This is a genomic window from Paucibacter sediminis (assembly GCF_030254645.1).
GTDB lineage: Bacteria > Pseudomonadota > Gammaproteobacteria > Burkholderiales > Burkholderiaceae_C > Paucibacter_B > Paucibacter_B sediminis.
This window is the reverse complement of record NZ_CP116346.1, coordinates 1,473,324-1,493,560: the sequence shown is the minus strand read 5'-3', so window position 1 is coordinate 1,493,560 and position 20,237 is coordinate 1,473,324. Positions and strand designations below refer to the sequence as shown.

20 protein-coding genes are annotated in these 20,237 nt (G+C 69.6%); 12 read left to right on the top strand and 8 right to left on the bottom strand.

The window, feature by feature from the left end:
• Together PFX98_RS06720 and PFX98_RS06715 are read right to left on the bottom strand one after the other, a co-directional pair.
• Complete coding sequence (locus PFX98_RS06720; protein WP_285234408.1) at positions 1 to 753, bottom strand: histidine phosphatase family protein; 753 nt, start codon at positions 751 to 753, stop codon at positions 1 to 3.
• 88 nt (positions 754 to 841) lie between these two features.
• Positions 842 to 2,836, bottom strand: coding sequence for a monovalent cation:proton antiporter family protein (locus PFX98_RS06715; RefSeq protein WP_425334693.1), 1,995 nt, complete (start codon positions 2,834 to 2,836; stop codon positions 842 to 844).
• A 204-nt stretch (positions 2,837 to 3,040) separates the two neighbouring features.
• On the opposite strand from PFX98_RS06715, the gene PFX98_RS06710 reads away from it, so the two are divergent.
• Entirely contained in the window at positions 3,041 to 4,312 is a 1,272-nt protein-coding gene (locus tag PFX98_RS06710) for a Glu/Leu/Phe/Val family dehydrogenase (RefSeq protein ID WP_285234406.1), read from the top strand.
• A gap of 66 nt (positions 4,313 to 4,378) precedes the next feature.
• Here the strand turns inward: PFX98_RS06710 and PFX98_RS06705 are convergent, their stop codons facing one another.
• Positions 4,379 to 4,759: a ribbon-helix-helix domain-containing protein gene (locus PFX98_RS06705; protein ID WP_285234405.1), complete on the bottom strand. Its 381-nt coding sequence runs from the start codon at positions 4,757 to 4,759 to the stop codon at positions 4,379 to 4,381.
• Between the two features lie 33 nt (positions 4,760 to 4,792).
• Positions 4,793 to 5,374: a DJ-1/PfpI family protein gene (locus tag PFX98_RS06700; protein WP_285234404.1), complete on the bottom strand. Its 582-nt coding sequence runs from the start codon at positions 5,372 to 5,374 to the stop codon at positions 4,793 to 4,795.
• A gap of 108 nt (positions 5,375 to 5,482) precedes the next feature.
• Between PFX98_RS06700 and PFX98_RS06695 the strand changes: the two genes are divergently transcribed.
• From PFX98_RS06695 to PFX98_RS06680, 4 genes are read left to right on the top strand one after another with little or no spacing between them, the layout of a single operon-like run.
• Complete coding sequence (locus PFX98_RS06695) at positions 5,483 to 6,475, top strand: KpsF/GutQ family sugar-phosphate isomerase (protein ID WP_285234403.1); 993 nt, start codon at positions 5,483 to 5,485, stop codon at positions 6,473 to 6,475.
• Entirely contained in the window at positions 6,475 to 7,062 is a 588-nt protein-coding gene (locus PFX98_RS06690) for a KdsC family phosphatase (protein ID WP_285234402.1), read from the top strand. The genes PFX98_RS06695 and PFX98_RS06690 overlap by 1 nt, the downstream gene beginning before the upstream one ends.
• Positions 7,059 to 7,745, top strand: a complete 687-nt coding sequence (gene lptC / locus PFX98_RS06685) for an LPS export ABC transporter periplasmic protein LptC (RefSeq protein WP_285234401.1) — start codon at positions 7,059 to 7,061, stop codon at positions 7,743 to 7,745. Before PFX98_RS06690 ends, lptC begins: the two co-directional genes overlap by 4 nt.
• Positions 7,742 to 8,515, top strand: a complete 774-nt coding sequence (locus tag PFX98_RS06680; protein ID WP_285234400.1) for an SDR family oxidoreductase — start codon at positions 7,742 to 7,744, stop codon at positions 8,513 to 8,515. The genes lptC and PFX98_RS06680 overlap by 4 nt, the downstream gene beginning before the upstream one ends.
• Positions 8,516 to 8,580: 65 nt before the next feature.
• Here PFX98_RS06680 and PFX98_RS06675 read toward each other — a convergent pair whose 3' ends face one another.
• Positions 8,581 to 9,069: an RNA recognition motif domain-containing protein gene (locus tag PFX98_RS06675; RefSeq protein ID WP_285234399.1), complete on the bottom strand. Its 489-nt coding sequence runs from the start codon at positions 9,067 to 9,069 to the stop codon at positions 8,581 to 8,583.
• Positions 9,070 to 9,308: 239 nt separating this feature from the next.
• On the opposite strand from PFX98_RS06675, the gene PFX98_RS06670 reads away from it, so the two are divergent.
• The 4 genes from PFX98_RS06670 to PFX98_RS06655 all read left to right on the top strand — a co-directional run bounded on the left by PFX98_RS06670 (position 9,309) and on the right by PFX98_RS06655 (position 13,381).
• Positions 9,309 to 10,226 carry a hypothetical protein gene (locus PFX98_RS06670; protein WP_285234398.1) on the top strand — a complete coding sequence of 306 codons (918 nt, stop codon included), beginning with the start codon at positions 9,309 to 9,311 and terminating at the stop codon, positions 10,224 to 10,226.
• Positions 10,205 to 11,005, top strand: a complete 801-nt coding sequence (locus PFX98_RS06665; protein WP_285234397.1) for a helical backbone metal receptor — start codon at positions 10,205 to 10,207, stop codon at positions 11,003 to 11,005. The genes PFX98_RS06670 and PFX98_RS06665 overlap by 22 nt, the downstream gene beginning before the upstream one ends.
• An 11-nt stretch (positions 11,006 to 11,016) precedes the next feature.
• On the top strand, positions 11,017 to 11,658 hold the full coding sequence (locus PFX98_RS06660) for a MarC family protein (protein WP_285234396.1): 642 nt from the start codon (positions 11,017 to 11,019) through the stop codon (positions 11,656 to 11,658).
• A gap of 76 nt (positions 11,659 to 11,734) precedes the next feature.
• Positions 11,735 to 13,381: a GMC family oxidoreductase gene (locus PFX98_RS06655; RefSeq protein WP_285234395.1), complete on the top strand. Its 1,647-nt coding sequence runs from the start codon at positions 11,735 to 11,737 to the stop codon at positions 13,379 to 13,381.
• A 91-nt stretch (positions 13,382 to 13,472) separates the two neighbouring features.
• On the opposite strand, the gene PFX98_RS06650 is transcribed toward PFX98_RS06655, so the two are convergent.
• On the bottom strand, positions 13,473 to 14,846 hold the full coding sequence (locus tag PFX98_RS06650; RefSeq protein WP_285234394.1) for a leucyl aminopeptidase family protein: 1,374 nt from the start codon (positions 14,844 to 14,846) through the stop codon (positions 13,473 to 13,475).
• Positions 14,847 to 14,909: 63 nt separating this feature from the next.
• The gene (locus PFX98_RS06645) at positions 14,910 to 15,275 is read right to left on the bottom strand and encodes a thioredoxin family protein (RefSeq protein WP_285234393.1); all 366 of its coding nucleotides are present in this window, start codon (positions 15,273 to 15,275) and stop codon (positions 14,910 to 14,912) included.
• A gap of 120 nt (positions 15,276 to 15,395) precedes the next feature.
• On the opposite strand from PFX98_RS06645, the gene PFX98_RS06640 reads away from it, so the two are divergent.
• Entirely contained in the window at positions 15,396 to 16,070 is a 675-nt protein-coding gene (locus PFX98_RS06640; RefSeq protein ID WP_285234392.1) for a hypothetical protein, read from the top strand.
• Between the two features lie 120 nt (positions 16,071 to 16,190).
• Positions 16,191 to 16,352, top strand: coding sequence for a hypothetical protein (locus PFX98_RS06635; RefSeq protein WP_285234391.1), 162 nt, complete (start codon positions 16,191 to 16,193; stop codon positions 16,350 to 16,352).
• Between the two features lie 44 nt (positions 16,353 to 16,396).
• Here the strand turns inward: PFX98_RS06635 and PFX98_RS06630 are convergent, their stop codons facing one another.
• A complete protein-coding gene (locus tag PFX98_RS06630; RefSeq protein WP_285234390.1) occupies positions 16,397 to 18,718 on the bottom strand; it encodes a DEAD/DEAH box helicase in 2,322 nt (773 codons plus the stop codon).
• 33 nt (positions 18,719 to 18,751) lie between these two features.
• Here PFX98_RS06630 and PFX98_RS06625 point away from each other — a divergent pair, with 33 nt between their 5' ends.
• Complete coding sequence (locus PFX98_RS06625) at positions 18,752 to 20,005, top strand: YfiM family lipoprotein (RefSeq protein WP_285234389.1); 1,254 nt, start codon at positions 18,752 to 18,754, stop codon at positions 20,003 to 20,005.
• Positions 20,006 to 20,237 lie beyond the last annotated feature (232 nt).

Here is a 20,237-nt window from a genome sequence, read left to right as displayed (position 1 = left end):
TCAGGCCTCCTTTTTTTCGTCTTGCAATGCGCGGTAGCGCAGGTACTGCTGGTAGAGCGCTTCCATGGTGGTGTGGCGTTCTTCCACATGCAGGGCGCCGGTGGGCGCGAAATTGCAGACGCGCAGCAGCCAGTCGTCGGGCGCCGCGCCCACGTCCAGCACATTGATGCAGGCCGGGCTCTGCACCAGCGAGCCATACAGCAGGCGCTGGCCGCCGCTCAGGGCGTGCGAGAGGATGGCGGCGTTCACGACGCCATGCAGCACCAGCAGGGCGCAGTCCCAGCCCGGGTCGGCGCGCAGCCGCGCCACCGCGGGCAGCACGCGGTCCAGCAGCTCGCCAACGCTTTCGCCATTCAGGAAGCGCGTGTCCTCACCCAGCCGGGCATGGTGCAGGCCGGTGAAGGCGGCCTGCAGATCGGCCTGCGGGATCTCGGCCAGGCGGCCGCCGCGGATCTCCTGCAGCTCGGGCCAGGTCTGCGGGCTCAGGGCTTGCGCGCTCGCGCCGAGCTGCTGCAGCACCAGGCCGGCGGTCTGCACGGTGCGCGGCAGGCCCGAGACGATGACGCGGTCGAAGCGCACGCCCTCGCGGGCGAACTGCTCGCCGGCGGCGCGCGCCTGGGCCTGGCCCAGTTCGTTGAGCGAGACCTGCTCGGGCAGCACCGGCCGGCCGGTGGTGGCATCGAAATAGCTCACCGCGCCGTGGCGCATCAGGTAGATGCGGCGGCGCTGGCCGGGGGCGGTGGTGGAACTCATGGGCCGCAGTGTGGCGCAAGCCGCGGCGCGCGCATGTCACGCAGGCATCAGGCTGTCGCCCGGGCGCCAGGGCTTGATCGGCGCGGGCTCAGGCGCGCAGCAGCTTTTCCTCGGCCAGCGCCAGCGCGCCCGGCGTGCCCGAGAGCACCAGGGTGTCGCCGCCCTGCAGCAGCAGCTGGTCCTCGGCCTGCACCACCGCGCCGCCGGCGCGCTTGACCGACACCACCGCCACCCCGGTGGCATGCAGGGCCAGCTGGCCGAGTGGCTGCCTGGCGTAGGCGCTGGCGACCGGCAGGGTGACCGAGCGCAGGCGCGCCTGCTCGCGCTCCTCGGCGGTGTCGTCGTCGGCGCCGTGGAAGTAGCCGCGCAGCAGGCCGTAGCGCGCATCGCGCGCATCGCGGGTGAGGCGGATCACGCGCCGCATCGGCACGCCCACCAGGGCCAGCGCATGGCTGGCCAGCATCAGCGAGCCCTCGATGGCCTCGGGCACCACCTCGGTGGCACCGGCGGCGCGCAGGCGCTCTAGGTCGCTGTCGTCGATGGTGCGCACCACCACCGGCACATGGGCGGCATGGGCGCGCACCAGCTGCAGGATCTTCAGCGCCGAGGGCGTGTCGGGGTAGCTCACCACCACCGCGCTGGCGCGCGACAGGCCGGCCGCCATCAGGCTTTGCAGGCGCGCGGCGTCGCCGAATACCACGCTCTGGCCGGCCGCGGCGGCCTGGCGCACGCGGTCTGGGTCGAGGTCCAGCGCCATATAGGGGATGTGCTCGCCTTCCAGCAGGCGCGCCAGGTTCTGGCCGCTGCGGCCGTAGCCGCAGATGATGACGTGGGCGTCGGCCTTGATGGCCTTCTTGGCAATCGTCGTCAGCTGCACCGATTGCAAGAGCCAGTCGCTGGCCGAGAGCTTCATGACGATGCGGTTGCTGTACATGATGATCACCGGCGTGGCCAGCATCGACAGCACCATGCTGGCCAGCACCGGGCTCACCCATTGCGCCGCGACCAGCTCCTGCTGCGCCCCCAGGGTCAGCAGCACGAAGCCGAATTCACCCGCCTGCGCTAGGTAGAGGCCGGTGCGCAGCGAGACCCCGGTGGGCGCCTGGAACAGCTTGGCCAGCGCGGCGATGAGCAGGAACTTGGCCATGGTGGGCGCCAGCGTCAGCACCACCACCAGCGGCCATTGCGCGCTCACCGCGCGCCAGTCCAGCTTCATGCCGATGGTGATGAAGAACAGCCCCAGCAGCACGTCGTGAAAGGGCCGGATGTCGGTCTCCACCTGGTGCTTGAACTCGGTCTCGGCAATCAGCATGCCGGCGATGAAGGCGCCCAGCGCCAGCGAGAGCCCGGCATGCTCGGTGAGCCAGGCCAGGCCCAGGGTCACCAGCAGCAGATTCAGCATGAAGAGTTCTTCGCTCTTGCGGCGCGCCACCAGGGTGAGCCACCAGCGCATCACCTTCTGGCCGCCGGCCAGCAGCAGGGTCAGCAGGGCCACCGCCTTGAGGCCGGCCCAGGCGAGCGAGCTGGCCATCTCCGCGCCGCTGCTGTTCAGTGCCGGGATCAGCACCAGCAGCGGCACCACCGCCAGATCCTGGAACAGCAGCACCGCGATGACGCGCCGGCCATGCTCGCTTTCCAGCTCCAGCCGTTCGGCCATCAGCTTCACGACGATGGCGGTGGAGCTCATCGCCATGGCCGCGCCCAGCACCAGGGCGCCCTTCCATTCCAGCTCCCAGGGCAGGCCCAGGGCGTCGAGCCCGCGGTCCAGCATCACATGGCCCGCCATGGTGCCGAGGATGGTGAGCGCCACCTGCAGCAGCCCCATGCCGAACACCAAGCTGCGCATGCTGCGCAGCTTGGGCAGGTTGAACTCCAGCCCGATCACGAACATCAGGAACACCACACCGAACTCGGCCAGGTAGTTGACGCCGGCGCTGCGGCCCGAGAGCTCCAGCGCGTTCGGACCGATCAGCACCCCCACCACCAGGTAGCCCAGCATGGGCGGCAGCTTGAAGAAGCGGCAGGCCACCACGCCCAGCACCGCGGCCACCAGGTAGAGCAGGGTCAGATCCAGCGAGTTCATCATGTGCCGATGGTAACGGTCGTGCTTGGCGGCCCGGCGCCATGCCAAGCCTGCATGAGGCGATGCAAGCCACATGCCAGACCGGCCGCAGCGACCGGCATGCGCACCCTATGCGCATGCCGCATGGGCACATGTGCACTCGGCTTTGGCAAGCGCATAGGCTTCGCGATACCGTTCGCGCCACCAAAAATTACGGAGCAGTACATGCCCAATTTGTCTTTCGTCTCGCCCACGCGCAACAGTCCCTGGGGCACCTACCTGTCCCAGATCGACGCCGTTGAACCCTACCTGGGTCATCTGGCACGCTGGGTCGAGACGCTGCGCCGCCCCAAGCGCGCGCTGATCGTGGATATCCCCATCGAACTCGACAACGGCACCATCGCCCACTATGAGGGCTACCGCGTGCAGCACAGCCTGACGCGCGGCCCCGGCAAGGGCGGCGTGCGCTACCACCCCGATGTGACGCTGGAAGAAGTGATGGCGCTGTCGGCCTGGATGACGATCAAGAACGCCGCGGTGAACCTGCCCTATGGCGGCGCCAAGGGCGGCATCCGCCTCGATCCCAAGACCCTGTCGATGAAGGAACTGGAAAAAGTTACGCGCAGGTACACCAGCGAGATCGGCATCATCATCGGTCCGCAGCAGGACATCCCGGCGCCCGACGTCAACACCAACGGCCAGATCATGGCCTGGATGATGGACACCTACTCGATGAACACCGGCGCCACCGCGACCGGCGTCGTCACCGGCAAGCCGATCCCGCTGGGTGGCTCGCTGGGCCGCGTGGCCGCCACCGGCCGCGGCGTGTTCGTGATCGGCCGCGAGGCGATGCGCCGCCTCAATATCGCGATGGAAGGCGCGCGCGTGGCGGTCCAGGGCTTCGGCAATGTGGGCTCGATCGCCGCCAAGCTGTTCGCTGCCAATGGCGCCAAGATCGTGGCCGTGCAGGACCACACCGGCACCATCCTGAACGACCGCGGCATGGACATGCAGGACCTGCTCGACCACGTGGCCAAGACCGGCGGCGTGGGCGGCTTTGCCGGCGCCGACCATATCGCCAACGAGAACTTCTGGGACGTCAAGACCGATGTGCTGATCCCGGCCGCGCTGGAAGGCCAGATCACCGCCGAGCGCGCCCAGCGCCTCTCCACCCGCCTGGTGCTGGAAGGCGCCAACGGCCCCACCACCCCCGATGGCGACCAGGTGCTGGCCGACCGCGGCATCATCGTCGTGCCCGACGTGATCGCCAATTCGGGCGGCGTGACGGTCTCCTACTTCGAATGGGTGCAGGACTTCTCGTCCTTCTTCTGGACCGAGGACGAGATCAACGTGCGCCTGGACAAGATCATCACCGGCGCCTTCAAGGGCATCTGGGAGACCTCGGAACAGCACCGCATCTCGCTGCGCACCGCCGCCTTCACGGTGGCCTGCACGCGCGTGCTGCAGGCGCGCGAGGAGCGCGGTCTGTATCCCTGACACCAAGGGCTCGTCCCTGCCAAGCAAAGGCCACCCAGGGGTGGCCTTTTTTCTTCTTCTGCCGCGTCAATCCCGCAGGGCCACGCGCCGCAAGGGCTTGTGCCAGCTGGCCGGCAAGCCCTGCAGCACCTCGCCGGCCTGCAGTGAACGGATCGGCACGCCCAGGTCGGTGGGGATGCGCTGGCGGGCCTGCAGGGCCATGTAGCGCAGCGCACTCACGCGCAGGAAGGAAGCGAAGTTGCCGACGGCGCCGCGTGCCTGCACCAGCTCGTCGTAGAGCTTCTCGATCAGCTGGATCACGCCCAGGCCGTCGCGCGCGCCGATCTCTTCCAGCACCTCCCAGTGCAGGTTCTCCAGCCGGATGCTGGTGACCACGCCATGCAGGCGCACCGAGCGCGTGCGCGACTCGTAGGACTCCGGGTTGGCGCTGATGAAGACTTCGCACATGCTCGTCACCTCCTGGCTGTGCCGCAGTATGGATCAGAGGCTGATGCGCGTGCCCAGCACGGCCAGGAACTGCGCGATCCAGGCGGGATGCGCTGGCCAGGCCGGGGCGGTGACCAACTGCCCGTCGGTGACGGCCTGGTCCACCGGGATGTTGGCATAGTCGGCGCCGGCCAGCCTGACCTCGGCGGCGCAGGCCGGATAGGCCGAGACCTGCTTGCCGCGTATCACGCCCGCCGCCGCCAGCAGCTGCGCACCGTGGCAGATCGCCGCGATCGGCTTGTTGGCATGCGCAAAATGCTGCACCAGCTCCAGCACGCCGGGCAGGGTGCGCAGGTACTCGGGCGCGCGACCGCCGGGGATCACCAGACCGTCGTAGTCCTCGGGCCGGATGTCGGCAAACGTGGCGTTCAGCGCAAAGCGGTGGCCCGGCTTCTCGGAGTAGGTCTGGGCCCCCTCGAAGTCGTGGATGGCGGTCAACACATGCTCACCGGCCGCCTTGCCTGGGCATACCGCATGCACCTGGTGGCCCACCGCCAGCAGGGCCTGGAAGGGCACCATGATCTCGTAATCCTCCACGTAGTCGCCGGCCAGCAACAACAGTTTCTTGGCACTCATCGATGTCTCCTGTTTGGGTTTGGACGCGCGTTGATTGTGGAAATTCGTGCGGTCGGGCGGGTAGTAGCCGGCCACTACAGTGCAGGCGGCCGCCGCTACACTGCCCGGATGAGCATTTCCCCCCAGCAATTCGATGCCGCGCGCGCGGTGGACCTGGGTCGCGAGACCCTGCAGATCGAGGCCGCCGCGCTCACCGCGATGGGCCCGCGCCTGGGTGATGCGTTTGCACATGCGGTGCAGCTGGTGCTGGCCTGCAGCGGACGCGTGGCCGTGATGGGCATGGGCAAGAGCGGCCATGTGGGCCGCAAGATCGCCGCCACCCTGGCCTCCACCGGCACGCCGGCGCTGTTCGTGCACCCGGCCGAGGCCAGCCATGGCGACCTCGGCATGGTCACGCCCAAGGACGTGGTGCTGGCGCTCTCCAATTCCGGCGAGAGCGACGAGCTCAACGCCATCCTGCCGGTGCTCAAGCGCCTGGGTGTCCACATCATCGCGATGACCGGCGGCGCCGCCTCCAGCCTGGCGCGCCACGCCCATGTGGTGCTCGACAGCCGGGTCGACCAGGAAGCCTGCCCGCTCAACCTCGCGCCCACCGCCAGCACCACCGCGCAGATGGCGCTGGGCGATGCCCTGGCCGTGGCCCTGCTGGATGCGCGCGGCTTCAAGCCCGAGGACTTTGCGCGCTCGCACCCCGGCGGCGCGCTGGGCCGCAAGCTGCTGACCCATGTGCGCGACCTGATGCGCAGCGGCGCGGCGCTGCCGCGCGTGCGGGCCGAGCTGCCCTTCACCGAGATGATGCGCGAGATGTCGGGCAAGAGCCTGGGCGTGGCCATCCTGGTGGACGAGGAGGACCGCGTGCAGGGCATCTTCACCGACGGCGACCTGCGCCGCCTGATCGAGCGCGGCGGCGACCTGCGCACGCTCAAGGCCGGCGACGTGATGTCCAAGAACCCGCGTACCGTGCGCGCCGATGCGCTGGCGGTGGACGCGGCCGATCTGATGGAAGCGGCCCGCATCACCCTGGTGCTGGTGGTGGACGAAGCCCATCACCTGCTAGGCGCCATCAGCATCAACGACCTGATGTCGGCCAAGGTGATCTGATGGCCTTGCTGCAACCGGCCCTGCGCTTTGCGCCCGAACTCCTGCTCAAGGCCCAGGGGTCAGGTCTTGCCATCAAGGCGGCGATCTTCGACGTGGACGGCGTGCTCACCGACGGCCGCATCTACATCGGCGAGCAGGGCGAGGGCGTGAAGGCCTTCAACACCCTGGACGGCCATGGCCTCAAGCTGCTGGCCCAGGGTGGCATCACGCCCATCATCATCACCGGCCGCGACTCGCCCGCGGTGCGCCGCCGCGTCGCCGACCTGGGCCTGCAGCACGCCGTCTACGGCGCCAAGGACAAGTTGGCGGTGGCCCAGCCGCTGCTGGACCGCTTGGGCCTGGACTGGCCCGAGGTGGCCGCGATGGGCGACGACTGGCCCGATCTGCCGCTGCTGACGCGCGCGGGTTTTGCCTGCGCGCCGGCCCAGGCCCATGCCGAGGTGAAGGCGGTGGCGCACCATGTCACCGCGGCCGCGGGCGGCCATGGCGCGGCGCGCGAGTGCTGCGACCTGCTGCTGATGGCCGCCGGCCGCTACGCCGCGCTGCTGCAGGGCCATCTCAGCACCCTGGACGGAGGCGCGGCTTGACGACGACGACGGCGCGCCTGGCCCCCGCCGCGGCGGCGGCACCGCGCCTGCGGCAGCCGCTCATCTGGCGCCTGCAGGCCTTGCTCTCGGCCTATCTGCCCCTGCTGATGATGGCGCTGCTGGCGGCCGGCACCTGGTGGCTGGTCAAGCACACGCCCATGCCCGACGGGCCGATGGAGCCGGTGCCGGCCAAGCATGAGCCCGACTACCAGATGAAGGGTTTCGAGATGCAGCGTTTCGCGCCCACCGGCGAGCTGCGCGTGCATCTGCAGGGCGCGGCGATGCGCCACTACCCCGATACCGACACCATCGAACTCGACGGCGTGCGTCTGCAGGCCTATGGCGAGAACGGCAGCCGCACCGAGGCGCAGGCGCGGCGTGCGCTCAGCAACAGCGATGGCAGCGAGATCCAGCTGCTGGGCGAGGTGCAGGTGCAGCGCTACCCGGCCAAGTCGGCGGCTGGAGCCCTGCCCGATCTGCAGGTGCAGGGCGAGTTCCTGCATGCCTTCGTCAACACCGAGAAGCTGCGCTCGCACCTGCCGGTGCGCATCGCCACGCGCGGCGGTGAGATGCGGGCCCAGAACTTCGAGTACGACAACCTCAAGGGCCTGCTGAGCTTCAACGGCCCCAGCACGGCGCGCTTCGATCCGCCGGGGCTGCGCGGCAAGGCGGCCAAGCCATGACGAAACTGGTGTTCATCACCGGTGCCTCCAGCGGCCTCGGCCAGGCGATGGCGCTGCACTACTACCAGCAGGGCTGGGCGCTTGCCCTGGTGGCCCGGCGCGGCCAGGAGCTGGCCGACTGGGCGCAGGCGCAAGGCCTGAGCGCGGCGCGCTATCGCATCTACCCGGCCGATGTCAGCGATGTGGTCGCCATCACCGCGGCCGGGCGCCAATGCATCGCCGAGCAAGGCCTGCCCGACGTGGTGATCGCCAATGCCGGCATCAGCATCGGCATGGACACGGCGATCCCGGAGGACCTGGCGGTGCTGCAGCGCATCTACGCCACCAACAACATCGGCCTGGCCGCGACCTTCCAGCCCTTTGTGGCGGCGATGAATGCGCGCGGCAGCGGCCGCCTGGTGGGGGTGGCCAGCGTGGCCGGCATCCGCGGCCTGCCGGGGCACGCCGGCTATTGCTCCAGCAAGGCGGCGGTGATCAGCTTTTGCGAGAGCCTGCGCGGCGAATGCCGGCCCTACGGCGTGAAGGTGGTGACGATCGCGCCCGGCTACATCGCCACCCCGCTGACCAGCAAGAACCGCTACCGCATGCCCTTTTTGATGCAGCCCGCCGACTTTGCGGCGCGCGCCTATGCGGCCATCGAAGCCGGCGCCAGCCTGCGCTTCATCCCCTGGCAGATGGGGGTGGTGGCGCGTGCGATGCGGCTGCTGCCCAACGCGCTGTTTGACCGTCTGCTGGCCGGGCGTCCGCGCAAGCATCGGCAGGGCGAGTAAGGGCAGGGCCAAAGAAAAAGGCACCCGAAGGTGCCTTTCTTGTGCAGTGCCGAAGCGCTGGCTGATCAGTAGCCGCCCGAACGGCCACCGCCGTAGCCGCCACCGCCGCCACCACCGTAGCCGCCGCCGCCCGAACGGCCACCGCCGCCGAAGCCGCCGCCACCGGAACGGCCGCCGCCGCCACCACCGTAGCCGCCACCGCCGCCACCACCACCACCGTAGCCGCCGCCGCCGCCCGAACGGCCACCGCCGCCGAAGCCGCCGCCGCCGGAACGGCCGCCGCCGCCGAAGCCACCCGGACGCTCTTCACGAGGACGTGCTTCGTTCACCACGATCGCACGGCCTTCCAGAGCCTGGCCGTTCATGCCGTTGATGGCGCTTTGCGCCTCGGCGTCCGAACCCATTTCCACGAAGCCGAAGCCCTTGGAACGGCCGGTTTCGCGGTCCATCATGACCTTGGCCGAGGTCACGGTGCCAAATTGACCGAATGCTTCTTGCAGCGATTCGTCACGGACGCTGTAGGCGAGGTTGCCTACGTAAAGCTTGTTTCCCATGGGGAAGCCCTTTCAATACCAAATAACCATGTGGAGCTTCAACCCATCGTGAACCATTCAAGCGAAGGCGCGGCGTCCGAACACAGGTAAACGATTATGGGTGAGAGATCCAGTGATCCGTAAAGCGCCCAAGGCTGAGTGTTGTTTTTCAGCTTCTGAGGAAAACCCGTAAATCGGGCCCACGCGGGGCGCGGGCGCCGCCCTGGTGCGGGCCGGGGCCTCGCTATCATGCCGGCCACATGCAAAAACTCTCCCTGCACGCCCTGAACCGGGTGTTCGCCAGCGTGGAGGCCGTGCGCAACGGCCCGGCGCTCTACGCCCTGCTGAGCAGCTTCTGCTTTGCCGGCCTGCTGCTGGCGATGGCCGAGGCGGCGCTGGCCCGCAGCGACGGCGCCTGGGGCCTGGTATGGGGGGTGAGCGCGGTGCTTGTCGCCTTTTACGGTGTCAACCTCACCGGCCTGCTGCTGATGGACCAGGCCCTGGGGCGGCCGATCCGCGATGTGCAGGACGCCATGCCCGCGGCGCTGGGCGCGGCGGCGCGCGTGCTGGTCAATCTGCTGCTGCTCTTGCTGGGGGCCGCGCTCGTGCTGGGCTTGCTGCTGGCGGCGCTGTGGCTGGTGCGCCTGCCCGGCGTGGGCCTTTACTGGTTCACCCTGCTGGTGCCGGCCGGCGTGCTGCTGCTGGGCGTGGCGGGCCTGGCGGTGACGGTGCTGGTGGGGCCGCTTACCGGCCCCTCGATCTGGGCCGACCAGGGCGTGGAGAACACCTTGCGCATGCATGGCCGGCTGCTGCGCCACCGCCTGCTGGAGGCGGCTGTGCTGATGGCCGGCGTGCTGGCCCTCACCGCCCTGGTGAGCGCGGTGGTGAGCTTTGTGGTGATGGCCGGCGGCCGCAGCATGGCCCTGATCTCGCCCTGGGCGGCGGGGGTGCAGGTGCCGCCGCAGCAGTTCATGGCCGGGCTGTTCGGCTATGGCCTGCGCGCCTTGGGCTCGGCGGGCGCGCCGGTGACGGTCACGCCCGCCGGCCAGGCGGCCATGGTGGGCGGCGGCGCGGTGTTTGCGCTGGCCCTGGTGCTGCCCGCCCTGATCTATCTGCGCGGCTGCTGCGCCGTCTACCTGGCCCTCAACGAGACGCCATGGGACGAGCAGGGCGTCTGAGCATGGCGCAGGGGGCGCCGCGCATCGCCAGCCTGGTGCCCTCGATCACCGAGCTGCTGGTGGCCCTGGGCCTGGGCCCCTATCTGGTGGCCCGCACCGGCTTCTGCATCCATCCCGCCGCGGCCCTGGCCGCCGTGCCCAAGGTGGGTGGCACCAAGGACGTGAACCTCGCCAAGCTGCACCGGCTCGCGCCCAGCCATGTGATCGTCAATGTGGACGAGAACCGGCTGGAGACTGCCGAGGCGCTGCGCGAGTTCGTGCCGCAGGTGCTGGTCACGCATCCGCAGGGCCCGGCCGACAACCTCGCACTGCTGGCACAGATGCGCGCCGCCTTCGGCCATCTGCCCGGGGTGGATGAACGCGCCGAGGCGCTGGCGACGGGCCTGCGGCAGGAGCTGGCCGCCTGCGCCGCCACCGATTGGCCGCGCCGGCGGGTGCTGTATCTGATCTGGCGCGCGCCCTGGATGACGGTGGCGCGCGACACCTACATCGCCCGCATGCTGACCCAGGTGGGCTGGCAGAGCTGGCCCGAGGCCCTGGGCGGCGAGCAGGGCGCGGCGCGCTATCCGGTGCTGCGGGGCGACGAGCCCTGGCTGGCGCAGATCGAGCGCGTGCTGCTGAGCTCCGAACCCTATCGCTTCGGCGCCGAGCACCTGGCCGAGGCGCAGGCCCTGTGCCCGCAGGCGCGGGTGCAGCTGGTGGATGGCGAGCTGCTGAGCTGGTACGGCCCGCGCGCCGCTCAGGGATTGGCCTACCTGCGCGGGCTGGCCAGCGCATAACATCAAGCCCCATGGACATCTACAAGCCCCTGGTCGCGCTGCTCGCCATCGTCAATCCGATCGGGGTGGTGCCCTTCTTCATCCACTTCACCCAGACCTTCACCAAGGAACAGCGCCAGCACACCATCCGCGTGAGCGCCTTCTCGGCCTTTGTGGTGATCGCGGTGAGCGCGGTCGCGGGCCTCAAGGTGATCGAGTTCTTCAGCATCACCCTGCCCTCCTTCCAGGTGGGCGGCGGCACCCTGCTCCTGATCAGCTCGCTGCAGATGCTCAACGCCCAGCCGGCCGAGGCGCGCCAGACCGACGTCAGCGAGGGCTCCAGCAAGGTCGATGCCGGCGCCAGCATCGCGGTGGTGCCGCTGACGATCCCGCTGCTGACCGGCCCGGCCACCATATCCACCATGGTGATCTACGCCGAGAAGACGCGCCACTGGTGGGAGCTGGCGGTGCTGGTGGGCTATGGCGTGGTGGTGGGCCTGGTGACCTATGCGGTGTTCTCTGCCTCGGGCCGCATCGCGCGCGTGCTGGGCCAGACCGGCATCAACATCATGACCCGGCTGATGGGCCTGATCCTGGCGGCGCTGGCGGTGGAGCTGCTGGCCGACGGCCTGGTGAAGCTCTTCCCGGTGCTGGCCACGCATCTCTCGAACTGATCGCGCAGCGCACCGGCGTGGCCGAGTAAGTAGCTTTGCGCTTGCCCAAGCCCGGCCGCTGGGCCAGCATGCTGCCATGAGCTTCGACTACATCATCGTCGGTGCCGGCACGGCCGGTTGTCTGCTGGCCAACCGGCTCTCGGCCGACCCCTCCAAGCGCGTACTGCTGCTGGAGGCCGGCGGCAAGGATGATTACCACTGGATCCACATCCCGGTCGGCTATCTGTATTGCATCGGCAATCCGCGCACCGACTGGCTCTACCAGACCGAGCCCGATGCGGGCCTGAACGGGCGCCGCCTGCGCTACCCGCGCGGCAAGGTGCTGGGCGGCTGCTCCAGCATCAACGGCATGATCTATATGCGCGGTCAGGCGCGCGACTACGACGCCTGGGCCGAGGCCTGCGGCGACGCGGACTGGTCCTGGGGTCAGGTCTTGCCGCACTTCAAGAAGCACGAGAACCACTGGCGACTGGATGCGGCCCAGGGCGTGAGCGATGCATTCAAGGCCCTGCACGGCCATGGTGGCGAATGGCGGGTGGAGCGCCAGCGCCTGCGCTGGGAGGTGCTGGACGCCTTTGCCCAGGCCGCTACCCAGGCCGGCATCCCGGCCACCGACGACTTCAACCGCGGCACGAATGAAGGTGTGGGCTATTTCGAGGTGAACCAGCGCGCCGGCTGGCGCTGGAACACCGCCAAGGCCTTCCTGCGCCCCACCTGCCTGGGCCGGCCCAACTTCGAGCTCTGGACCGGCGCCCAGGTGCAGCGGCTCACGCTGCAGCGCGAGGACGGCCAGCTGCGCTGCAGCGGCGCCGAGGTGCGTACCCCGCATGGGCTGGAGACGGTGAAGCTCAATCCCGGCGGCGAGATGCTGCTGGCCGCCGGCGCGATCGGCTCGCCGCAGATCCTGCAGCTCTCGGGCCTGGGCCCGGCCGCGCTGCTGCAGCGCCACGGTATCGCCGTGCAGCAGGCGCTGGAGGGCGTGGGAGCCAACCTGCAGGACCATCTGCAGATCCGCGCGGTCTTCAAGGTGCAGGGCACCAAGACCTTGAACACCCTGGCAAACAGCTGGTGGGGCAAGGCCAAGATCGGCATGGAATATGTGTTCAGACGCAGCGGGCCGATGAGCATGGCGCCCTCGCAGCTGGGCGCCTTCACGCGCAGCTCGCCTGACAAGGCCTGGCCCGATCTGGAGTACCACGTGCAGCCACTCTCGCTGAACGCGTTTGGCGAGCCGCTGCACAGCTTCAATGCCATCACCGCCAGCGTCTGCAATCTCAATCCGACGAGCCGCGGCACGGTGCAGATCCAGTCGGCCGATCCGGCCATGGCGCCGCTGATTGCGCCCAACTATCTGAGCACCGATGAGGACCGCCACATTGCCGCCGAGAGCCTGCGCCTGACGCGCCGCATCGTGGCCCAGCCGGCGCTGGCGCGCTACCGGCCCGAGGAATTCAAGCCCGGCGTGCAGTTCCAGAGCGATGCCGAGCTGGCACGCCTGGCCGGCGACATCGCCACCACCATCTTCCACCCGGTGGGCACCTGCAAGATGGGGCGTGCCGACGACGCCAGCGCGGTGGTCGATTCACACCTGCGCGTGCGGGGCGTGGCAGGTCTGCGCGTGGTGGACGCCAGCGTGATGCCCACCATCACCAGTGGCAACACCAACTCGCCGACCTTGATGATCGCCGAGCGGGCGGCGCAGTGGATCCTGGACGGCAAGTAGTGGCAAGCCCGGGCGACGCCGGGCCGCCCCAAGGCGCCCGGGCTACCCGCTTGGCGGGTGGCGGCGGTACCCCGCCGCCGGGTGCCCATGTTTATGCGAAGCGTTCTTCCAGATAGGCCAGCAGGGTGCGGATGGTCTGCGCCTCGCCGCCCACCGGGCGACCGGCGCGCGCCTGGTCGTTCCAGGCGAACAGATCGATGTGCAGCCAGTCCTGCTGCTCGGGCACGAAGTACTCGAGGAACAGCGCCGCATTGATGGCGCCGGCCAGGGCGCTGCGGCCGGTGTTGACGATGTCGCCGATGCTGGAGGCGATGCCCTCCTGGTAGGGCGCCCACAGCGGCATGTGCCAGAGCGGGTCGTCCAGCTTGAGGCCCAGGTCCACCAGCTCGCGGCCGGTGTCCATATGCTTGGTGAAGAGGGCGGGCAGCTGCGCGCCCAGCGCCACGCGGGCTGCGCCGGTGAGGGTGGCCAGGTCGATGATGAGTTCGGGCTTGTGCTCGCTGGCATAGGCCAGGGCGTCGGACAGCACCACGCGGCCCTCGGCATCGGTATTGCCGATCTCGATGTGCAGGCCCTTGCGGGTCTTGATCACATCGCCGGGGCGGTAGGCATTGCCGGCCACGGCGTTTTCCACCGCCGGGATCAATACTTGCAGGCGCACCGGCAGCTTCAGCGCCATGATGAGCGCGGCCAGGCCCAGGGCATTGGCGGCGCCGCCCATGTCCTTCTTCATCTGACGCATGCCCTCGGCGCTCTTCAGGTCCAGACCGCCGGTGTCGAAACAGACGCCCTTGCCCACCAGGCTCACCAGCGGATGCTTGGCACTGCCCCAGTTCAGCTCGATCAGGCGCGGCGCGCGCGTGGCGGCGCGGCCCACCGCGTGGATGGCGGGGAAGTTCTGCTTCAGCAGGGCGTCGCCGACGATCTGCTTGAACTTGGCGCCATGCTGCTTGGCCACCAGGGCGGCGGCCTGGGCCAACTCCTCCGGGCCCATGTGCTCGGCCGGCGTGTTGACCAGATCGCGCGTGGCGCTGATGGCGGTGGCCAGGGCCAGGCCGCGCTCGGCCTCGGCGCCCGGGGCCAGCAGCAGCACGGCCGCCGGGCGGCTGCGCGGCTTGTAGAGGTCGAACTGGTAGGCGCCCAGTTCCCAGGACATGGCGGCCTGCTCGGCCGGGATAGCGAGACCTTCGTCGCTCAGGTGGTACTGGCCCTCGGGCAGGGCCTTGGGCAGGGCCGCCAGCGCGAAGGGATGGGCCACATGGCCGATGCCGGCGAACACCTGGCCCAGCTTGCCGTCGGCGCCGGGCACCAGGGCAAAGCTGTCGGGTGCGCCGCTGAAGCCGCAGGTGGCGAGCCAGTTCTGCGTCGCCTTGGGCAGCTTGGGCGCCAGCGCCTTGAAGGCGGCGCGGTCGACGGCAATGATGGGGGTGGCGCGGGCCACCGAGGTCTTGAGTTGTACGGTCATATGTGGGTGCGGCTTAGCCAGGCAAGGCCCGCATTGTCGCCGCAAGCCCGGCAAGCCCCCCGCTCAGCAGCTGTGTTGCAGGCGCGCGAGCAGGGCCTGGGCGGCGGGACCGGCGTTGCGGGCCGGGCCGGCGTCGCGCAGCGAATCCAACAGGCGCTGGGCGGTGGCCAGCTGCGGCATCAGGGGGCCGCAAAAGCGCAGCTCCTCGCCCACGCCCACCAGCAGGGTGGGGAAGGTTTCCACATCTAGGTCGCCCACCAGCTCGGCATCGTCCTCGATGTCCACCCAGACGAAGCGGTACTGGGGATACAGGCTGCGCAGCTGCGCAAAAGTGTCGTGGTAGCTGCCGCACAGCTGGCACCAACCGGCGCAGAGGCAGGCCACCAGCGTGGTGCTGGCGGGGTCCGGGTGGTGGGGGCGGCTGGGCATGGGGCGCAGCTTAGCCAAATTCCCAAGCTCGGCAGCGATGCTGCGTTGCACCCAGGCGACGTGGCCGGTTTTGATCGCGCGCAAACTGGCCAGGCGCGAGGGCTGCAAGAATAAATGCAAATGATTCGCAATAACCTATTTCCCTTGCTGATGCTTGCCGGGGCGATGTCGGCGCAGGCCGGGCGCCCGCTGCTGACCGAAGACGCCGACGTCCTGGCACCCCAGGCCTGCGAGCTGGAGTGGCTGGCGGCCCGCCAGCGTCAGGCCGACGCGCCGAGCACCCAGGCCTGGGGCAGCCAACTGGGCTGCGGTTTCGGTGGGCAAAGCCAGGCCGCGCTCGGGATCGGGCGAAACGCGGGCGTGCAGACGCTGCAGCTGGGCGGCAAGACGGCCTTGCTGGTGCGTGAGGCCGCGGCGCCGGGCCTGACCCTGGCCTGGGGCGTGCAAGCCCAGCGTGCCGAGGGCCGGCGGCTGCAGCACGACAGCAGCTATCTGAACCTGGTGTGGAGCCAGGCCCTGCTTGACGGCCTGACCGGCCATGCCAACCTGGGCTGGAGCCACAGCCGCCTGGCGGACCAGGACACGCGCAGCTGGAACCTGGCCCTGGAGTACGCGGCCGCAGCCCATGTCGATGTGCTGGGCGAATGGTATGGCGATGACCGCAGCAAGCCCTGGCTGGCCCTGGGCCTGCGCTGGGCCGCCGGCCCCGACTGGAGCCTGCATGCCGCGCTCGCCCAGCAGGCCGAGCGGCCACGTATCCGGCTGCTGAGCCTGGGTGTCAAGCTCGCGTTCTAGCACCATTCTGGTGCGAATATTTTTGAAGAAATGTTGTCAACCAAGCTTCCAGCACTGGCGTTGAACCTGGCAACGGATCGGGATTGAAGCTCCCGGGCGTTTACCAAAAGGTCTCAAGCCATGATGAAGTCCCAGCATCGCACCGAACCCCAACCCCGTCGCATTCCGATGCCGGAATGGAACACGGACAAGGGTCGCAAGCACGAAGCGTTTGAATCCGGCAGCCTCGGTTGCGACCGCCGCAGCCTGGCGCGCGCCATCCGTTTCGACCGCAAGCGCTGAGCCCTCGCTCGGCCCCCCGCAGAGCGCCCTCGTGGCGCTCTTTGTCATTCTGAATCGGCTTCTTCCGCTTCTTCCGCTTCGTCCAGCGGTGCCAGCAGGCGCTCCAGTTCCGGCGCGCTGAACTTGGCCAGACCCTCGCCACTGTCGCTGCCCAGCAGACCTTCGGCCAGGGCCCGTTTGCGCTGCTGCAGCTCCAGCATGCGCTCCTCGATACTGCCCTGCACCACCAGCTGATGCACAAACACCGGCTGATCCTGGCCGATGCGGTGTGCCCGCGCGCTCGCCTGAGCCTCGACCGCCGGATTCCACCAGGGGTCGATATGGATCACGGTGTCGGCCGCGGTGAGGTTGAGCCCCACGCCGCCGGCCTTCAGGCTGGCCAGCAGCAAGGGTACCTCGCGCGCCTGGAAGCGTTGCACGATGGCGCCGCGCTGCGCGGCCGGCGTCGCGCCGGTGAGCTTCAGCAGCGGCAGGCCCAGGGCCTGGAACTCCGCTTCCACCAGGTCCAGCATCTCGGTGAACTGCGAGAACAGCAGCAGGCGCCGGCCCTGGGCCAGCAGATCGGGCACGCGCTCGCGCAGCCAGGCCAGCTTGGCGCGCTCGATGCCGGCCGGTATCTGCACCCCCTTCAGCAGCAGCGGGTCGCAGCAGACCTGGCGCAGCTTGAGCATGGCGTCGAGCACCGAGATCAGGCTCGCCGACCAGCCCTGACGCGCCAGGATGCGCCGCACCATATGGTCGGCGCCCACGCGCACGCTTTCGTAGAGCTGCTTCTGCTTGCCCTGCAGGCTGACGCGCTGCACCAGCTGGGTCAGCGGTGGCAGTTCGGCAGCCACCTCGTTCTTGAGCCGGCGCAGGATGAAGGGGCGCACCCGCGCAGCCAGCAGGCGGGCGCGCCGGCCCTCGCCGTTCACCTCGATGGGCTTGCGCCAGATGCGGGCGAAGCCGCGCGCATCGCCCAGAAAGCCCGGCATCAGGAAGTCGAATTGGGCCCACAGCTCGCCCAGGTGGTTTTCCAGCGGCGTGCCGGTCAGCACCAGGCGGTGCCGCACCTGCAGGCGCCGCAGCGCGCGGGCGCTGCGGGCATGGGCGTTCTTCACCGCCTGTGCCTCGTCCAGTATCAGCAGATGCCAGGGCTGGGCCGAGAGCGGCCGCAGGTCGCGCCACATCAGCCCATAGGTGCACAGCACCAGATCGGCCTCGCCCAGCTGGGCATACAGCGCCGCCCGCTCCGGCCCATGCAGCACGACGACGCGCAGGCCCGGCGTGATGCGCGCCGCCTCCTGGGCCCAGTTGAACAGCAGAGAGGTGGGCAGCACCACCAGGGCGGGCCGGTCCAGCCGCCCCGCGAGCTTTTCCAGCCACACATGGGCGAGCGCCTGCGCGGTCTTGCCCAGGCCCATCTCGTCGGCCAGGATGCCGCCCAGGCCCTGCTCGCGCAGGTATTGCAGCCAGGCCAGCCCCTGCAGCTGGTAGGGCCGCAGGCGCAAGCCCAGGCCCGGCGGCTCGGGCACGCTGCGCGGTGCCCCCACCGCGAGCAGACGCCGTGCCATGGCGCGCAGGCCGGCATCGCCATGGATCTGCCAGCGGTGGTCGGGCACCTCGTCGAGCAGCGCCAGGCGCGTCGCATCCCAGGCGTTCAGGCGCAGCGGGGCCTGCCCCAGCTTGGCGCTGCCCAGCAGATCCAGCAGCGCGGCCATGATGGCCTTCAGCGGCCCCGCCAGGGCATGGACGCGCCGGCCGCCGGGCGCGCGCAGGCTGACGATGGCCTCGTCGTCCATCTCGGCGATGGCGTTGGCGTCCAGCCAGCGCTTGTCGCGCCGCAGCAGGTTGGCGATCAGCGGCGCCAGGTCGAGGCGCTCGCCGCCGGCCACCTCGATGCCCAGGCTCAGCAGCCAGGAGCCCTGGCGGCGCGCCAGGCCCAGGCCTTCGACCTGCGGCGCCTGCTCGTCGGCGATGTCCAGGTGCCAGGCGTCGACGGGCAGGCTTTCATGCGCAAAGCCGGGCGCCACCTGCACCTGCCAGCCCTGGGCCTGCAGGGCCGGCGCGGTATCGGCCCGGAAGTCGCCGAAGAACTCCTCCTGCATCAAGGTCCAGCAGGGGGCCAGGTCTTGCCCCAGGGCGGGATGGCGCCATTGCAGCATCGCCGGGTCCACCGGCTGCACGCCCAGCGCCAGCCACTGCGGCCAGCGTGCGTCGTCGGCGGCCAGGCCCTCCAGCCGCAGCAGGCTGAGCCGATCGCCGCGCGGCCCCAGCTTGCCATGCGCGCGCATGCCCAGCCAGCCTTCGCCGCGACCCAGGGTCAGGAGGGTGAGGCGTGGCGTCGCGGCACTGGGGTCGTCCATGGGCATCGCGGCATTGTCCATGGCCCCGCTGCCGGCAGATGGCAGACTGCCGGCATGAGAATGCTTGTGCGCTGCCTGCTGCTGCTCCTGTCCCTGCTCCTGATCGGCGTGATCAGCCTCGTGTTGCTGGGCCTGCAGGCCGAGCCCTTGGTGCGCAACCCGCTGCAAGTGAATGCGGCCGAGGTACAACGCGCCCGTGCCGTGCTGAGCCGCAACGACCCGCGGCGCGACCCGCACGAGGGCCTGCGCGTGGCCAGGCTCAGCGCCGGCGAGCTGGAGCTGCTGGTCAATCAGCTCGGGCAGAGCGTGCGACCGATGGCCGTGCGGCTGCGCTTGCGCGCCGGCAGCGCCGGGCTGGAGGCCAGCCTGCGTCTGCCGCTGCCCTGGCCGGGGCCGTGGCTGAACCTGCGCGCCGAGTTGCTGGAAGCGCCCGGTTGGCCGCTGGTGAGCCGGCTTCGGCTTGGCCGGCTGCCGGTGCCCGACTGGTTGTCCGAGCGCCTGCTGCGGCGCGTGTTGCAGCAGCTGATGGAGCAGGCCGGCAGCGCCGTGCCGGTGGAGATGCTGCACCAGATCAGCTTTGCGCCGGACCGCCTGCTGGTGGTTTACGAATGGCGCAAGGACAGCCTCGACCGCCTGCTGGGCGTCTGGGCGAAGCCGGCCGAGCAGGCGCGCTTCAAGCTCTACCAGCAACGCCTGGTGGCGGCGAGCCAGGCCTTCGCGCCCGGCAGCGCGGTCTCGCTCGCCGCCCTGATGCCGCCGCTGTTCGAGCTGGCGGCCCAGCGCAGCGCCCAGGGCGAAGACGCGATGCAGGAGAACCGTGCGGCGGTGCTGACCCTGGCCCTGCACGCCAGCGGCCAGCATTGGGGCAAGCTGATCCCGGCGGCGCGTGGCTGGCCGCGCGCGACGCCGCTCACCGTCACGCTGGCCGGCCGGGACGATTTCTCCCAGCATTTCCTGATCTCGGCGGCGCTGGCGATCGAGGGCGGCGGGCCCATGTCCAAGGCCATCGGGGTCTACAAGGAGCTGGCGGACGCACGCGGGGGCAGCGGCTTCAGCTTCAACGACATTGCCGCCGACCAGGCCGGCACGCGGCTGGGCCTGATGGCGATGGAGCGTGCCAGCCAGTTGCAGCAGCAGCTGCGCCGGCCGCTGCCGGAGAGCCACTACATGCCCGCGGTGGCCGACCTGCCCGAGTTCCTCAGCGAGGCCGAATTCCAGCGCCGCTATGGCGGTGTGGGCGGCGCGGGCTATCAGGCGATGCTGGCGCAGATCGAGACCCGCATCGCCGCGTTGCCGCTGTTCCGCTGAGCCGGGAGGCTTGGCTCAGCTATCGCACAAATGCAACACAACGGGGAAGCGAGGCAGCGCAGCATCTGCGCAGGCACAGAAGGTTTGTTCATATAGATAGAAGGTTTAGGGGAAAGTGAGCACATCCAAACATTGCCAATTTGGTGCGCGTTGCCGCGTGGAAACCCCAAGTGCGTGCATGGGCAGCTAATCCTACATTGGCCCCACTCGACGCGAGCGTTGTGCGAATAGC

Bases quoted from the DNA above. Each gene is read 5' to 3' on its own strand.
- PFX98_RS06720 (WP_285234408.1), bottom strand. From the start codon at position 753: ATGAGTTCCACCACCGCCCCCGGCCAGCGCCGCCGCATCTACCTGATG.
- PFX98_RS06715 (WP_425334693.1), bottom strand. From the start codon at position 2,836: ATGAACTCGCTGGATCTGACCCTGCTCTACCTGGTGGCCGCGGTGCTG.
- PFX98_RS06710 (WP_285234406.1), top strand. From the start codon at position 3,041: ATGCCCAATTTGTCTTTCGTCTCGCCCACGCGCAACAGTCCCTGGGGC.
- PFX98_RS06705 (WP_285234405.1), bottom strand. From the start codon at position 4,759: ATGTGCGAAGTCTTCATCAGCGCCAACCCGGAGTCCTACGAGTCGCGC.
- PFX98_RS06700 (WP_285234404.1), bottom strand. From the start codon at position 5,374: ATGAGTGCCAAGAAACTGTTGTTGCTGGCCGGCGACTACGTGGAGGAT.
- PFX98_RS06695 (WP_285234403.1), top strand. From the start codon at position 5,483: ATGAGCATTTCCCCCCAGCAATTCGATGCCGCGCGCGCGGTGGACCTG.
- PFX98_RS06690 (WP_285234402.1), top strand. From the start codon at position 6,475: ATGGCCTTGCTGCAACCGGCCCTGCGCTTTGCGCCCGAACTCCTGCTC.
- PFX98_RS06680 (WP_285234400.1), top strand. From the start codon at position 7,742: ATGACGAAACTGGTGTTCATCACCGGTGCCTCCAGCGGCCTCGGCCAG.
- PFX98_RS06675 (WP_285234399.1), bottom strand. From the start codon at position 9,069: ATGGGAAACAAGCTTTACGTAGGCAACCTCGCCTACAGCGTCCGTGAC.
- PFX98_RS06670 (WP_285234398.1), top strand. From the start codon at position 9,309: ATGCAAAAACTCTCCCTGCACGCCCTGAACCGGGTGTTCGCCAGCGTG.
- PFX98_RS06665 (WP_285234397.1), top strand. From the start codon at position 10,205: ATGGGACGAGCAGGGCGTCTGAGCATGGCGCAGGGGGCGCCGCGCATC.
- PFX98_RS06660 (WP_285234396.1), top strand. From the start codon at position 11,017: ATGGACATCTACAAGCCCCTGGTCGCGCTGCTCGCCATCGTCAATCCG.
- PFX98_RS06655 (WP_285234395.1), top strand. From the start codon at position 11,735: ATGAGCTTCGACTACATCATCGTCGGTGCCGGCACGGCCGGTTGTCTG.
- PFX98_RS06650 (WP_285234394.1), bottom strand. From the start codon at position 14,846: ATGACCGTACAACTCAAGACCTCGGTGGCCCGCGCCACCCCCATCATT.
- PFX98_RS06645 (WP_285234393.1), bottom strand. From the start codon at position 15,275: ATGCCCAGCCGCCCCCACCACCCGGACCCCGCCAGCACCACGCTGGTG.
- PFX98_RS06640 (WP_285234392.1), top strand. From the start codon at position 15,396: ATGATTCGCAATAACCTATTTCCCTTGCTGATGCTTGCCGGGGCGATG.
- PFX98_RS06635 (WP_285234391.1), top strand. From the start codon at position 16,191: ATGATGAAGTCCCAGCATCGCACCGAACCCCAACCCCGTCGCATTCCG.
- PFX98_RS06630 (WP_285234390.1), bottom strand. From the start codon at position 18,718: ATGGACAATGCCGCGATGCCCATGGACGACCCCAGTGCCGCGACGCCA.
- PFX98_RS06625 (WP_285234389.1), top strand. From the start codon at position 18,752: ATGAGAATGCTTGTGCGCTGCCTGCTGCTGCTCCTGTCCCTGCTCCTG.